At 59.9% G+C, this 13,592-nt stretch carries 12 protein-coding genes; 2 read left to right on the top strand and 10 right to left on the bottom strand.

Going from position 1 to position 13,592, the window contains the following annotated elements; translation table 11 throughout:
* Window positions 1–334: 334 nt before the first annotated feature.
* Both JQR87_RS09425 and JQR87_RS09420 read right to left on the bottom strand, forming a co-directional pair.
* Window positions 335–1,360 carry an AraC family transcriptional regulator gene (locus tag JQR87_RS09425; protein WP_407290693.1) on the bottom strand — a complete coding sequence of 342 codons (1,026 nt, stop codon included), beginning with the start codon at window positions 1,358–1,360 and terminating at the stop codon, window positions 335–337.
* Complete coding sequence (locus JQR87_RS09420; RefSeq protein ID WP_407290694.1) at window positions 1,357–2,247, bottom strand: LysR family transcriptional regulator; 891 nt, start codon at window positions 2,245–2,247, stop codon at window positions 1,357–1,359. Before JQR87_RS09420 ends, JQR87_RS09425 begins: the two co-directional genes overlap by 4 nt.
* 170 nt (window positions 2,248–2,417) lie before the next feature.
* Here JQR87_RS09420 and JQR87_RS09415 point away from each other — a divergent pair, with 170 nt between their 5' ends.
* Window positions 2,418–3,194: an enoyl-CoA hydratase gene (locus tag JQR87_RS09415; protein ID WP_407290695.1), complete on the top strand. Its 777-nt coding sequence runs from the start codon at window positions 2,418–2,420 to the stop codon at window positions 3,192–3,194.
* Window positions 3,195–3,398: 204 nt separating this feature from the next.
* On the opposite strand, the gene JQR87_RS09410 is transcribed toward JQR87_RS09415, so the two are convergent.
* The 8 genes from JQR87_RS09410 to JQR87_RS09375 form a co-directional block, all read right to left on the bottom strand.
* On the bottom strand, window positions 3,399–4,391 hold the full coding sequence (locus JQR87_RS09410; RefSeq protein WP_407297766.1) for a branched-chain amino acid ABC transporter permease: 993 nt from the start codon (window positions 4,389–4,391) through the stop codon (window positions 3,399–3,401).
* Between the two features lie 35 nt (window positions 4,392–4,426).
* Complete coding sequence (locus tag JQR87_RS09405; protein WP_407290696.1) at window positions 4,427–5,314, bottom strand: branched-chain amino acid ABC transporter permease; 888 nt, start codon at window positions 5,312–5,314, stop codon at window positions 4,427–4,429.
* A 75-nt stretch (window positions 5,315–5,389) separates the two neighbouring features.
* Window positions 5,390–6,607, bottom strand: a complete 1,218-nt coding sequence (locus JQR87_RS09400; protein ID WP_407290698.1) for an ABC transporter substrate-binding protein — start codon at window positions 6,605–6,607, stop codon at window positions 5,390–5,392.
* A gap of 90 nt (window positions 6,608–6,697) precedes the next feature.
* Window positions 6,698–7,414, bottom strand: a complete 717-nt coding sequence (locus tag JQR87_RS09395; protein ID WP_407290699.1) for an ABC transporter ATP-binding protein — start codon at window positions 7,412–7,414, stop codon at window positions 6,698–6,700.
* Entirely contained in the window at window positions 7,411–8,184 is a 774-nt protein-coding gene (locus tag JQR87_RS09390; RefSeq protein WP_407290701.1) for an ABC transporter ATP-binding protein, read from the bottom strand. The genes JQR87_RS09395 and JQR87_RS09390 overlap by 4 nt, the downstream gene beginning before the upstream one ends.
* A gap of 247 nt (window positions 8,185–8,431) precedes the next feature.
* Complete coding sequence (locus JQR87_RS09385; RefSeq protein ID WP_407290703.1) at window positions 8,432–9,694, bottom strand: OprD family porin; 1,263 nt, start codon at window positions 9,692–9,694, stop codon at window positions 8,432–8,434.
* A 103-nt stretch (window positions 9,695–9,797) separates the two neighbouring features.
* Window positions 9,798–10,391: a peroxidase-related enzyme gene (locus tag JQR87_RS09380; protein ID WP_407290704.1), complete on the bottom strand. Its 594-nt coding sequence runs from the start codon at window positions 10,389–10,391 to the stop codon at window positions 9,798–9,800.
* Between the two features lie 63 nt (window positions 10,392–10,454).
* Window positions 10,455–12,131 carry an AMP-binding protein gene (locus JQR87_RS09375; protein ID WP_407290705.1) on the bottom strand — a complete coding sequence of 559 codons (1,677 nt, stop codon included), beginning with the start codon at window positions 12,129–12,131 and terminating at the stop codon, window positions 10,455–10,457.
* Between the two features lie 235 nt (window positions 12,132–12,366).
* On the opposite strand from JQR87_RS09375, the gene JQR87_RS09370 reads away from it, so the two are divergent.
* On the top strand, window positions 12,367–13,530 hold the full coding sequence (locus JQR87_RS09370; RefSeq protein WP_407290706.1) for an isovaleryl-CoA dehydrogenase: 1,164 nt from the start codon (window positions 12,367–12,369) through the stop codon (window positions 13,528–13,530).
* Window positions 13,531–13,592: the final 62 nt, after the last annotated feature.

The raw sequence follows: 13,592 nt of genomic DNA, 5'->3' as shown, positions 1-13,592 counted from the left end.
AGCTCACCCCAAGACCCCGCCGTCGCCAGGCCTCTGCAACGCTGTACATTTCAGGAGCTGGCTTGCTGGCGATCCGTACGTCCGACTGAGGCTCGTACCGCCTGATCGCGAGCAAGCTCGCTCCTACCAAAAGCGATGCCGAGTATCGGTTTAAGCGATGAGCTTGCTCAGCCCTGGCCACCTTCGGCGATAGGTTGCTCAATGTCCGAGACAATATGGGCAAACCTAACCGTAGGAGCGAGCTTGCTCGCGAATGTGGAACCACGGAACAGCTTCGCGAACACGCTCGCCCCAACAGGAGTGCGCTATTTCGTGGTGCCTTGGACGGGCCTCGTCAATGAGGTGCGCCGAGTATCAACCCTCGATATTGACCCGGATTGGTTCCGGTCCATTTGCGAAAGGCCTTGTAGAACGAGCTGACGTCGGCAAAGCCCAGACGCTCGGCAATTTCGGCGAAGGTGATCGAGGCATCGGCCAGCCAGAGGGTAGCCATCTCCTGGCGGATCTGGTCCTTGATCGCCTGGTATGGCTGGCCTGCATCGGCGAGGCGGCGGCGCAGTGTCGAGGATGAAACGCACAGTGATTGCGCAAGGTGTTCACTGGTGGGCCACTGCTCGGCTGGCAGGTCACGCAGGTGAGACTTGATGCGGCTGGCAAGGCTGGTGGTGTCGCGATACCTGACCAGGATATTGGCCGGTGCCTGAGCCAAAAAGCCATGCAGTTCCTGCTCGCTGCGCCGCACTGGAAGATCCAGCACTTCGGCGGCAAAGATGATGCGGGTAGTGGGTCGCGCAAAGCGCAGATTCCCAGAAAACATCACGCGATAGTCGTCGGTGTACTCGGGTTCGTTGCAACGCAGTTCGACGGCCAGCAATGGAATGCGCCGACCCACCAGCCAGCAGGCCAAGCCATGTATCAACATCCAGAACGTGAAATAGCTGAACGCTCGTAACGGCAGCGCTTCGCGCCCTTCTTCCAGCGTGACTTCGGCCAGGCTCTCGCTGCGATGCAGTGCACCGCGAAAGCCCTCGAACGTCAGCCCGAAGAATTCCAATGCCACGCGCAGCGCGGCGTCCAGATTGGGTTGCGCCATCGCTGCGCGGCATACGAATGCGAAACTGCCGGTACGCATGCGGCGCGCGTCCATGCCGAAGAATTCGTCGTCGAAATGCCGGGCCAGGCGGCGCCAGAGTTTGCTGTACTCCGCCACGTCGATACGTGCGTGAGGGTCGGATAGGTCGATCGCAGGCAACCCAAGCAGCTGCAGCAGTTGTTCGGGCTGCAGAGCGGGTGACGTCAGGCCCTGCAGTGCTTCGTCTACGAGCCGTACGGAAATAGTGCCCTTGCCGTCGCGAATCATGTTCGCCCCATCATCACGTCGTGGCTGGTGGCGGCGACGTCCCGCAGGAAGTCCCAGCACACGCGCATGCGTGCCAGATCCTTGTTTTCCACCGGCATCAGCATCCAGAACGTGCGGGTGAACTCGATTTCCTCCACCAGCACCTCCCTGAGTCGTGGTTCCCTGCTCGCCGAAAACGCCGGCAGGATCGCCAACCCGGCCCCGGCGGCGGCGGCCTCCTGTTGCGCCAGGATGCTGGTGCTACGTAGCGAATGCTGGCGAGGACGAACGAGTTCATCGAGAAAATACAACTCCTTGCTGTACAGCAGATCCTCGATATAGCTGACGAATACGTGCCCGTTGAGGTCGTCGCGGCTGCGGATGGGCGGATGCGATGAGAGGTAGCCTTCGGATGCGTACAGCCGCAGGACATAGTCGGTGAGCTTGGTGATCACATAGGGGCCACGCTCGGGCCGTTCCAGCGTGATCACAATATCCGCCTCATGCCGCGCCAGCCGTACCGACCTGGGCACCGCCAGCAGGTCCACGCCAAGGTGCGGATAGTCTCGGGTGAGGCTGGCCAACTGGCCAGCCAGCATCAGGGTGCCATATCCCTCAGTGGCCCCGATGCGAACCTGGCCGGACAGCTTGTCGGCGGTCAGGCTCGGCTGTTCGATGGACGCAATGGCGCTTTCCATGGCTTCGGCCTGCGCAAGCAGTTCGCGGCCGGCTTCGGACAAGCGATAGCCCGCCTTTGCACGGATGAACAACTGCCGGTCCAGCGCTTTTTCCAGGGCCTGCACTCGACGTGCCACGGTGGTGTGGTCGACGGCCAGGCGCCGCGCTGCCACGGTAAGCCTTCCAGCCCTTGATAATTCGAGAAAGAAACGCAGGTTGTCCCAGTCCACTGCCGACTCCATCCTTCGTGTTCAGCGACCCGCTCTCGGCCCGCTGTGCAAAAACACAGAATACCTCTGCATTTCGCACCATGGGTTTACTATTTTTACGCTGCTAGGCTCGTCTATCGAACCCCATTAGCCTCACGGCATCCGCTTATTTGCAAGCAGAAGGAACCGACATGAGTGAGAAGATCCAGCTCGAAATGCGCGATCACACGGCCCTGCTCACCATCGCGAACCCACCCGCCAACACCTGGGACCGCGAGTCGCTGGCGGCACTGGAGCAGATGGTTGGCCAGCTCAACGATAACCCGGACGTCTACGCACTGGTGATCACAGGGCAGGGCGACAAGTTTTTCTCTGCTGGGGCCGACCTTAAACAATTTGCCGACGGCGACAAGGATGGCGCCCGCGAAGTCGCACAGCTCTTCGGCCGTGCCTTTGATGCACTGACTCGTTTTCGCGGGGTGTCCATCGCTGCGATCAATGGATATGCCATGGGCGGCGGGCTTGAATGCGCCCTGGCCTGCGACATCCGCATCGCTGAGGAACAGGCACAGATGGCACTGCCTGAAGCCAGCGTCGGCCTGCTGCCCTGCGCCGGCGGTACGCAGAACCTGCCGTGGCTGGTAGGCGAAGGATGGGCCAAGCGCATGATCCTCTGCGGTGAACGCATCGATGCTCAGCGCGCCGAGAAGATCGGTCTGGTTGAAGAAGTGGTGCCACGGGGGGAATCCCTGGAAGCTGCATTGAAGCTTGCAGAGGGTGCCAGCAAGCAGAGCCCCTCCTCCGTCAGCCGTTGCAAACGCCTGGTGATGAACGCACGTAACGATGACCACACTTCGGGCTGGGCCGAGGAACGTGAGCTGTTCGCTGAGCTGTTCGATACGAAGGATCAGAAGGAAGGCGTAAACGCGTTCCTCGAAAAGCGCAAGCCCAACTGGCAGAACGCCTGAGGCGATCAACTTTATGCTGCAGGGGCTATCGCAGGCTCAAGGACGAGCCTGAACGATGCGGCGTCGTCTCCACCAATGAAGCCGATCAGGATGCGTAAGGGCCGGAATCATCTGGCATGGCGGAATCCGAAGGGGATCGCCGAACCGAGTTTCGGCGCTTCGGTTGTCGTGTCGTGCTCGCCTGGAGCGGCGAGCACCCAGTCGCTATTTGAAGTTGCGCTTGATCAACCGCTCCACCCATCCCACGATCCCCGAGCGGAACAGCAGCACGCAGAGCACGAAGATTACACCCAGTATCACATGCACCCACTCGCCCAGCGGGCCGTTGGAGAGTGAGGTCTGCAGCGTGACCACGACCGTCGCACCCACGACCGGGCCGAGGATGGTGCCAACGCCGCCAAGCAGGGTCATGAGAATCACCTCGCCGGACATGTGCCAGTGTGCATCGGTCAGCGAGGCGAGCTGAAACACCACCGTCTTCGTCGAGCCCGCCAGGCCAGTCAATCCAGCTGAGATGACGAAGGCCAGCAACTTGTGTGCATCGACGTTGTAGCCCAGGGAAACAGCCCGCGGCTCGTTCTCGCGAATCGCCTTGAGCACCTGTCCGTAGGGTGAATGGATGGTGCGCTGGATGATGACAAAGCCGAGCACGAACACAGCGAGCACGAAGTAATACAGGGACATGTTGTTCTGCATGTCGAACAGACCAAACAGATGCCCTCTCGGTACGCCCTGCATGCCGTTCTCGCCCCCGGTGAACGGCGCCTGGACGAAAACAAAGAACACCATCTGCGCCAGTGCGAGGGTAATCATCGCGAAATAGATGCCTTGCCTGCGAATCGCCAGCACGCCGAAGACAAACCCCAGCACAGTCGAAGCCAGTGTGCCGGCCACGATGCCTAGCTCGGTGCTCAGGCCCGTATAGGTACTCAACATATAGCCGGTGATATAGCCGCCACAGGCGAAGAAAGCCGCATGCCCGAAGGACAGTAACCCCGCGTAACCCAGCAGCAGATTGAACGCACAGGCGAACAGCGCGAAGCACAGCAGCTTCATCAGGAACACCGGGTACACCATCAGCGGCGCCACCATCGCCACGCCCAACAGCGCCAGGTAGAACAGATGCTGCCGTCGCCGCGCCGCACGGCGGCGCTCGCGTTCGGCATTGGCGCGAACCTGTATGGCCGACGCATGCATGGGGGACACTTGAACGTTCTCTTGAGTCGACATGTTCATGCCTCCTTTCCAAACAGACCGGCCGGCCGCAACAGCAGTACCAGCACCATGATCACGAAGATCACCGTGTTGGCCGCCTCCGGATAGAACACCTTGGTGAGCCCCTCGATCAGCCCCATCGCAAGGCCGGTGACAATCGCACCCATGATCGAGCCCATCCCGCCGATCACCACGACGGCAAACACCACAATCAGCAGATTCGAGCCCATTCCAGGCGTGACGGCGTAAATAGGTGCTGCCAGCACACCAGCAAACGCGGCCAGCGCAACGCCATAACCGTAGGTCAGCGTGACCAGCAGCGGAACGTTGATACCGAACGCCTGCATCAGTTTCGGGTTCTCCGTGCCGGCGCGCAGGTACGAGCCCAGCCGGGTCCGTTCAATCATGTACCAGGTCGCGAAGCACACCGTCAGCGCAGCGACGATCACCCAGCCGCGATAGGTCGGCAGGAACATGAAGCCCAGGTTATGCCCGCCCTTGAGCAAGTCAGGCATGGGATACGGCGAGCCGGAGACACCGAACAACTTGACGAAGCTGCCCTCGACGATCAGCGCCAGCCCGAAGGTCAGCAGCAGGCCGTACAGGTGATCCTCCCCGGCGATACGGCGCAGCAGGCCGCGCTCGATGCCCATGCCCAGCAGGCCGATCAGCAGCGGCGACAGCAGCAACGCCATCCAATAATTGACGCCCAGGTAATTCAACCCGATGAAGGCAGCAAAGGCGCCGAGCATGTATTGCGCGCCGTGGGCGAAATTGATGATGCGCAGCAAGCCGAAGATGATCGCCAGGCCAAGGCTCAGCAGCGCGTAGAACGAGCCATTGATCAGGCCAAGCAGCAATTGCCCGAGCAGAACGCTCAGCGGTACGCCGAATACGAGAGTCATGGGATACCTACCAAAGAATTTCGACGAAGGCCCGGCCGCTCTGGCGAGCAGGCCGGGTGGCGGCAGGTTGGCCGGTCAGCTCTTCGGTGCCATCTTCTGGCACTGGCTTTCGCTGATCGGGCGGAACGCCTCGTCTCCGGGAATGGTGCTGACGATCTTGTACAGATCCCATTCGCCCTTGGATTCTTCCGGTGTCTTGACCTGGACAAGATACATGTCGTGCACCATGCGGCCGTCCTCGCGGATCTTCCCGTTCTTGGCAAACATGTCGTTGACCGGTGTCTTGGCCATTTGCGCGCGAACGACCTGGGCGTCGTCGCTGCCCGTCTCCTTGACGGCGTTAAGGTAGTGCATCGTTGCCGAGTAGATGCCGGCGGGCACCATGCCCGGCATGCGGCCGACGCGGTCGTAGTACCGCTTGGCCCAGGCGCGGGTTTCCTCGTTCATGTCCCAATACCATCCTGTTGTCAGCATCAGCCCCTGGGTGACGTCCAGCCCCATGGCATGGATGTCGTTCAGGAAAACCACCATGCCGGCGAGCTTCTGCCCGGACTGGGTGACGCCAAATTCGCTGGCAGTCTTCAGTGAATTCACCGTGTCCGCACCGGCGTTGGCCAGCGCGACCACATCAGCGCCCGAGCCTTGAGCCTGGAGAATGTAGGACGAGAAGTCGCTGCTCGGGAACGGATGGCGCACTGTGCCCACCACGCTGCCGCCTTCGGCTTCGACGACCTTCTTGATGTCAGTTTCCATGGCGTGGCCGAACGCGTAATCGGCAGTGAGGATGAACCAGCTCTTGCCGCCATCCTTGAGCACGGCATTGGCGGTGCCGTTTGCCAGCGCGAAGGTGTCATAGGTCCAGTGGATATGACTCGGTGCACAATACTCATTAGTGATACTGGATGCCGCAGCGCCGGAGATGAGCGCGAGCTTACCGCCCTGCTCCACCACCTTGGCGGCCGCCAGGACCACGGAGCTTGCGACCATGCCGGTCACCATGTCGACGTTGCGCTCATCGATCCACTGGCGGACCGTGTTTGCGCCAACGTCGGGCTTGTTCAGATCATCGGCATTGAAGGTAACGATTTTCTTGCCGTTGACCGTGCCGCCGAAATCTTCGATGGCCATCTGCAGTGCTTCCAGCCCGCCGGGGCCGGACAGGTCACGGTAGGTTCCTGACATATCGGCGAGATAACCGATGCGGACTTCGTCGTTGCTGATTTCGGCCTGCGCGGCACCGGCGATCATGCTGGAAACGAGAACGGCGGCTGCGGTTTTCTTTAGATTTTTCATATTCACCCACTGTGATTGTTTTTGTTGTGGCTATGGATCACCGGCGTGACTGCAGACCGGTTGGCTTGCAATGCCTGCTTGTTGGGGCTGTCAGACCCCTAGACAACTATTCAAAAACTCCTTTTTCGAATTCAGGTCTGCGGCGCTGATCTCTTCGATGATCTGCCCGTGCTCCATCACGTAGTGGCGGTCAGCCAGGGGCGCTGCAAAGCGGAAATTCTGCTCGACCAGCACGATGGTCAGCCCGCGTTTTTTCAGCTTGATCAACACGTCGGCAAGCTTCTGAACGATCACCGGGGCCAGACCTTCGGTGATCTCGTCGAGCAGCAGGAGGTTGGCACCGGTGCGAAGAATCCGCGCCATCGCCAGCATCTGCTGCTCGCCACCGGACAGCCGCGTGCCCTGGCTAAAGCGCCGCTCATAGAGATTGGGGAACATCTCGTAAATATCATCCAGCCCCATCCCGCCGCTGCGCACGGTTGGCGGCAGCAAGAGATTCTCCTGGACGTTCAGGCTGGAAAAGATGCCGCGCTCTTCAGGGCAGTAGCCGACGCCGAGTCTGGGTATCTGGTGGGCAGGTATGCCCATGGTTTCGTTGCCGTTGACGATGATGGAACCGGTACGCCGACCCACCATGTTCATGATGGCCCGCAGTGTGGTGCTGCGGCCTGATCCGTTGCGCCCGAGCAGCGTCACCAGCTCGCCGCGGCCGACCACCATGTCGACGCCATGCAAAATGTGAGATTCGCCGTAAAAAGCATGCAGATCATCGACCCGCAACTGATCGCGGTCAGCCATGGGCGTCATGCGTGAGCCTCCTCTGCATCGGCTTCACTGCCCATGTAGGCCTCGCGGACATCAGGGTTGGCAGAAACGCTGTCGTAGTCGCCTTCGGCCAGAACCGAGCCACGCGCCAGGACCGTGATGCGGTCACAAAGGCGGCTGACGACGCTGAGGTTGTGCTCGACCATCAGCACCGTTCGGTTTTCGGCGGCGCGCCGTACCAGCGCCACGACCATATCGACGTCTTCGCCGCCCATGCCCTGGGTCGGCTCGTCGAGCAGCAGCACTACGGGGTCCAGCGCGAGCGTCGTAGCCAGCTCGAGTGCGCGCTTGCGTCCGTAAGGCAGTTCGACGGCCAGCGTCTGGGCATAGTTTTCCAGATCGACCTCGGCGAGTAGCTGCAGGGCACGCTCATCGAGCGCTCGTAGCGTGCCTTCGGACTTCCAGAAGTGAAGCGAATTACCCAGTTTCTGCTGCAGTGCAACGCGCACGTTTTCCAGCACGGTCATATGGCCGAAGACTGCAGATATCTGGAACGAACGAACCAGGCCAAGACGCGCAATCTGGTTTGCCTTCATCGAGGTGATGGCTTTGCCGCGGTAGAGGATTTCGCCGCGTGTGGGCGTTAGGAATTTGGTAAGGAGATTGAATACTGTGGTCTTGCCGGCGCCGTTAGGGCCGATCAGAGCGTGGATGTGTCCCTTCTGGACGCGTAGATCGACGGAATCCACTGCGGTAAAGCCGCGAAATTCCTTGGTCAGGCTGCGCGTTTCCAGCACGAACTCTGGTGCCATGGTTTGCCCTCTAACCTTGATTATTTTTGTTGGTTATGGCGCAGGTCTTTGCATGACCTTTACGTAAACGATAACAACCGATTGCAAGCAGAGGCAAGCATCGTTTTCAAACACTTGATTGAGGTCATGACGTGTAACGGCGCGGGTTCGACACTACCGCCCCACGCTTGAATCATATTGAAAAAAACCGGGCCGCAAGGCCCGGAAAAAGTTCAACGAGGAGGAATTGCTACATCGGGTCCTGGCGCTACCAGAGCGCCAGGGTGTAGCTGAGGATCACACGGGTTTCATTGATGTCGCTGCCGAAGTTGCTGCGTACAGTGGCATTACGCACTTTCATAGCGAGGTTCTTCAACGGCCCGCTCTGGACCACATAGGCGATGTCAGTGTCGCGTTCCCACTCTTCGCCTTCGGCGCCGCTGGCAAGGCTGACGTTGTCACCGGAGACGTAGCGTGTCATCAAACTCAGCCCAGGGATCCCCATCGCAGCAAAGTCATAGTCGTAGCGGACCTGCCAGGACTTCTCGTCTTCGTTACCGAAGTCGTTGATCTGCAGCAGGTTGATCAACATGTTGTCGCCGCCGCTGATGTAGGCAAAACCGGTGTCACCGCTCAGCGTCTGATAACCACCCGTAAAGCCGTGCCCGCCGATCCTGTAAGTGAACAGCGCTCCGAAGGCGTTGTTATCGACATTGCTACCACCATCGTCGGTGGATCGCACGTAGCGAAGGTCAGTCTTGAAGCTTTGGTTTTCACCGAGCGCCGCGACGTGAACCAGCTGCATGTTGTGCTGCTTGTAGATGCCGTCCAGTCCGCCATAGTAGTAGTTACCGGTCAGCTCGGGCATGAACTGGTAACGCCCCCCGGCGAACACGAACTCATCGCTGGTCTTGGCATTGCCTAACACAATGTTGCGCGCGCCTCCATTGAAGACCGCCATCTCTTCGTAGTTGGACGAGTCACGATAGCTGGTGCGATCAAGCATGCCCAGGTCGAAGGTCAGACCCTCGACCTCCTTGCTTTGCAACCAGGCGCCGCGATAGATGCTGGGCAGCAGTCGGCTGTCGTTTCGCATCACCACCGGAATGATCGGCTGCAAGGTACCGACATGCAATGTCGTGTCGGAGACCTTTGCCTTGGCCGTCAGGCCTGCCGTGCCGTAATCATCTTCAGGCACGCCGGACGAATCGCGTTGCAGCAGACCGGTGCCGGATCGATCCTCACTCGAATCAAGCTTGACGCCAAGCAGGCCAAGTGCGTCGACGCCGAAGCCGATCGGCCCTTCGGTGTAGCCGGATTCCATTTTGAGAATGAAGCCTTGGCCCCACTCTTCAGCCTTTGACTGGGAAGCACCGCTGTCGCGGAAATCCCGGTTCATGTAGAAGTTACGCGCCTCTACGCTCGCTTTGCTGTCTTCGAGAAACGCGGCGGATGCCATGGTTGAGGTACCTAGCGCAGAAGCTGCCAGGCTGCTGAAGAGGAAGAAACGGCTCAGGGGTTTCAATTGCATGATCATCTCTCTTGTTATTGTCTTCGTTGGTGCAGCTGATGGACCCGACCTCGCTCCTGCCGAGTCTCGTTTACCGCCGGAGCGGTAAATCTTCTACCACCGCTCAGTTAGCGGCAGCCTTGGGCACCCGGCCCAGCAAATAAAACTCGTCGTTGGGCGGCGTGCGCGCCATCGACACCAGACGGTTGGAAAGACCGAACAGCGCAGCAATCGCGCCGATATCCCAAATGTCGTTCAGCGTGAAGCCCATCTGTTCCAGTCGAGCCTGCCAGGCATCATCCAGCACTCCACGCCCGGCGGCCAGATGCAGCGCGAAATCGAGCATAGTCCGCTGGCGATCACTGATCGTCGCGGTGCGATAGTTGACCGATATCTGGTCGGCGATCAATGGGTCCTTCGTCAGAATTCGCAGGATTGCGCCGTGGGCCACCACGCAGTACAAGCAGCCATGGTCGGCGCTAACGGCTACGACGATCATCTCTTTCTCGGCCTTGGTCAGACTGTCACTTTCTCTCTCCATCAAAGCATCGTGATAGCTAAAGAAGGCACGAAATTCATCAGGCCGATGAGCCAACATAAGGAAGACGTTGGGCACAAAGCCCGCTTTTTCCTGAACAGCGGCAATTCGATCGCGGATATCAGCCGGTAGCGCGTTCAGGCTATCGACCAGTGGAAAACGACTGATGGCTTGGGTCATGCGGTGCTCCGAATGGATTCGCAGAGGGCTTATCGGCCGACCGTAGTCGACCGGGTAACCGGTCTAGTCGGCAAGCCCCAGCTCGACGACGCTTACCTCGCGCATGCGGAATTTCTGCACCTTCCCGCTGATCGTCATCGGAAAATCTTCCACGAATTTGATGTGCCGGGGCGTCTTGAAATGGGCGATACGGCCCTTGCAGAAACCGCGAAGGTCGTCGGCACTGGCCTCATGCCCCGGATGCAGTTTCACCCAGGCGACGATCTCTTCACCGTAGGTCTTATCCGGCACGCCGATCACCTGCACGTCCGCAACGGCCGGGTGGGTGAAGAGAAACTCTTCGATCTCACGCGGATACACGTTTTCTCCGCCGCGAATGATCATGTCCTTGTTGCGCCCGACGATCTTGATATAGCCATCCTCGTCCATGATCGCCAGATCCCCGGTGCGCATCCAGCGTGCGCCGTCGATCGCGCCAGCTGTGGCCTCAGGGTTGTTCCAATAACCGAGCATTACGCTGTAGCCACGCGTGCAAAGCTCGCCGATCTGGCCGCGCGGGACGATGCGGTTGTGCTCATCGACCACCTTGCTCTCCAGGTGCGGTTGGGTTCGACCCACGCTGGTCACACGCCGCTCCAGGTCGTCGTCTGGACCGGTCTGGGTAGAAACCGGGCTGGTTTCGGTCATGCCATAGGCGATCTGCATTTCGGCGAGATGCATCTCGTCAATCACCCGCTTCATCACCTCGATCGGGCAGGTGGAGCCGGCCATGATGCCGGTGCGCAGGCTGGTGAGGTCCAGCGACTGACGCTCGGGGTGGTCAAGCATGGCGATGAACATGGTCGGCACCCCATACATCCCCGTGGCCTTCTCTTCGGCTGCAGCTTGCAACGCTGCCAGCGGTTCGAAAGCGGCGCTCGGATAGATCATGGTGGTGCCATGGGTAACGCAACCAAGGTTGCCCATCACCATGCCGAAGCAGTGGTACAGCGGCACCGGGATCACCAGCCGGTCATGCTCGGTGAGCTTGAGGCTTTCGCCGACCATGTAGCCGTTATTGAGAATGTTGTAGTGACTGAGCGTGGCGCCCTTCGGGAATCCGGTAGTGCCCGAGGTGTACTGGATGTTGATTGGGTCGTCGAACTGCAGCTGCTCGCTGCATTGGCGAAGCTGTTCAGGGCCTATCTGCTGGGCCATGCCCATCAGCGCCTTCCAGAGCAGCATGCCGTCTACCGGCGTGTCGCACAGGCTGATGACACCGCGCAGCTCCGGGAGCATATGACTGTGCAGAGCACCGACTGCGGAGCGTTCCAGCTCAGGCAACAGCTCATGGAGCATCGCATGATAATCGGAGGTCTTGAACGCATCGGCGCAGATCAACCAGCGACAGCCGGACTGTTTGAGCGCGTATTCGAGTTCGTTCAGGCGGTAGGCTGGATTGATGTTGACCAGCACCACGCCGATTTTGGCGGTCGCGAATTGAGTAATGCACCACTGGGCATTGTTGGGCGACCAGATGCCCACCCGCTCGCCCGATTGCAACCCCAGCGCGAGCAGCCCGCGTGCGCAGCGATCCACCTCATCGGCCAGCTGCGCCCAGGTATAGCGCAGGTTCTGATGTCGCACGACCAGGGCCTCACGGTCTGAGAATCGCTCGACCGTCCGGTCGAACGCTGCACCAATGGTCATCGGCAACAGGGGGTTGGTCTGCGGTCCGCAGGTATAGCTCGGAAGACTCATGTCGAATTCCTCAGTCTTATGTTTGTTATGAGGCCTTGCTGCCCGGATTTCCGCTGTTGACAGCCATTCGGGACGTGGTTACGTTAACGTAAAGGTAACAGCGTGACAACCCGACGTATTCCGCTTCGAAACACTGGGCTGGATCGCTGAAAACAACAGGCTGGATCGCGGGCGCATCAACGTTTCCCCTCGGCCGGCAGTCGAACAGAACAACTACAAGACAGACAGGTGGCACATGAACTATTCCGGCCTCAACTTCGCTCTTGGCGAGACCGTCGACATGCTGCGCGACCAGGTCCGCGGTTTCGTGGCTGATGAAGTGGCGCCCCGCGCCGAAGCGATCGACCGCGACAACCTCTTCCCCAGCGACCTGTGGCGCAAGTTTGGCGACATGGGCCTTTTAGGTATCACCATAGACGAGGAATACGGCGGCGCCGGCATGGGTTACCTGGCACATGTCATCGCCATCGAGGAAATAAGCCGTGGTTCAGCCTCCGTGGGGCTGTCCTACGGCGCGCATTCCAACCTGTGCGTCAATCAGATCAACCGCAACGGAACGCCTGAGCAGAAGGCGAAATACCTGCCCAAACTGATCTCTGGCGAGCATGTCGGCGCGTTGGCGATGAGCGAGCCGAATGCCGGTTCAGACGTGGTATCGATGAAGCTGCGCGCGGATCGCAAAGGTGACCGTTTCGTGCTCAACGGCAGCAAGACCTGGATCACCAACGGCCCGGACGCCAACACCTATGTGATCTACGCCAAGACCGACCTGGACAAGGGCCCGCACGGCATCACCGCGTTCATTGTCGAGCGCGATTGGAAAGGCTTCACCCGCGGCAACAAATTCGACAAGCTCGGCATGCGCGGCTCCAACACCTGCGAGCTGTTCTTCGACGACGTCGAGGTGCCGGAGGAGAATGTCCTGGGCGTCGAGAACGGCGGCGTCAAGGTGCTGATGAGCGGCCTGGATTACGAGCGCGTGGTGCTGGCCGGCGGCCCGGTCGGAATCATGCAGGCGTGCCTGGATGTGGTTGTGCCTTACATCCACGACCGAAAGCAGTTCGGCCAGAGCATCGGCGAGTTCCAGTTCATTCAGGGCAAGGTGGCGGACATGTACACCCAGCTCAACGCCAGCCGCGCCTACCTGTACACCGTCGCGCAGGCCTGCGACCGTGGCGAAACCACCCGCAAGGACGCCGCCGGGGTGATCCTTTACACCGCCGAGAACGCCACGCAGATGGCGCTTCAGGCCATTCAGATTCTCGGTGGCAACGGGTACATCAATGAATTCCCCACCGGCCGTCTGCTGCGCGACGCCAAGCTCTACGAGATCGGGGCCGGCACCAGCGAAATCCGCCGGATGCTGATCGGCCGTGAGCTGTTCAACGAAAGCAAATAATCCGTAACCAGTTGTTGTAGGAGCCAGCTTGCCGGCTATTGGCAGAAGAGCATCGCCAGCAA

It is taken from the genome of Stutzerimonas stutzeri (assembly GCF_051028275.1).
Classification (GTDB): domain Bacteria; phylum Pseudomonadota; class Gammaproteobacteria; order Pseudomonadales; family Pseudomonadaceae; genus Stutzerimonas; species Stutzerimonas stutzeri_AS.
Note: the sequence above shows the minus strand (reverse complement) of the source record. Positions and strands in the feature narration are given on the sequence as shown.

What these genes read in the sequence shown, in the direction of transcription:
- JQR87_RS09425 (WP_407290693.1), bottom strand. Translation starts at nt 1,360, where the DNA reads ATGATTCGCGACGGCAAGGGCACTATTTCCGTACGGCTCGTAGACGAA.
- JQR87_RS09415 (WP_407290695.1), top strand. Translation starts at nt 2,418, where the DNA reads ATGAGTGAGAAGATCCAGCTCGAAATGCGCGATCACACGGCCCTGCTC.
- JQR87_RS09410 (WP_407297766.1), bottom strand. Translation starts at nt 4,391, where the DNA reads ATGCATGCGTCGGCCATACAGGTTCGCGCCAATGCCGAACGCGAGCGC.
- JQR87_RS09405 (WP_407290696.1), bottom strand. Translation starts at nt 5,314, where the DNA reads ATGACTCTCGTATTCGGCGTACCGCTGAGCGTTCTGCTCGGGCAATTG.
- JQR87_RS09400 (WP_407290698.1), bottom strand. Translation starts at nt 6,607, where the DNA reads ATGAAAAATCTAAAGAAAACCGCAGCCGCCGTTCTCGTTTCCAGCATG.
- JQR87_RS09395 (WP_407290699.1), bottom strand. Translation starts at nt 7,414, where the DNA reads ATGACGCCCATGGCTGACCGCGATCAGTTGCGGGTCGATGATCTGCAT.
- JQR87_RS09390 (WP_407290701.1), bottom strand. Translation starts at nt 8,184, where the DNA reads ATGGCACCAGAGTTCGTGCTGGAAACGCGCAGCCTGACCAAGGAATTT.
- JQR87_RS09385 (WP_407290703.1), bottom strand. Translation starts at nt 9,694, where the DNA reads ATGCAATTGAAACCCCTGAGCCGTTTCTTCCTCTTCAGCAGCCTGGCA.
- JQR87_RS09380 (WP_407290704.1), bottom strand. Translation starts at nt 10,391, where the DNA reads ATGACCCAAGCCATCAGTCGTTTTCCACTGGTCGATAGCCTGAACGCG.
- JQR87_RS09375 (WP_407290705.1), bottom strand. Translation starts at nt 12,131, where the DNA reads ATGAGTCTTCCGAGCTATACCTGCGGACCGCAGACCAACCCCCTGTTG.
- JQR87_RS09370 (WP_407290706.1), top strand. Translation starts at nt 12,367, where the DNA reads ATGAACTATTCCGGCCTCAACTTCGCTCTTGGCGAGACCGTCGACATG.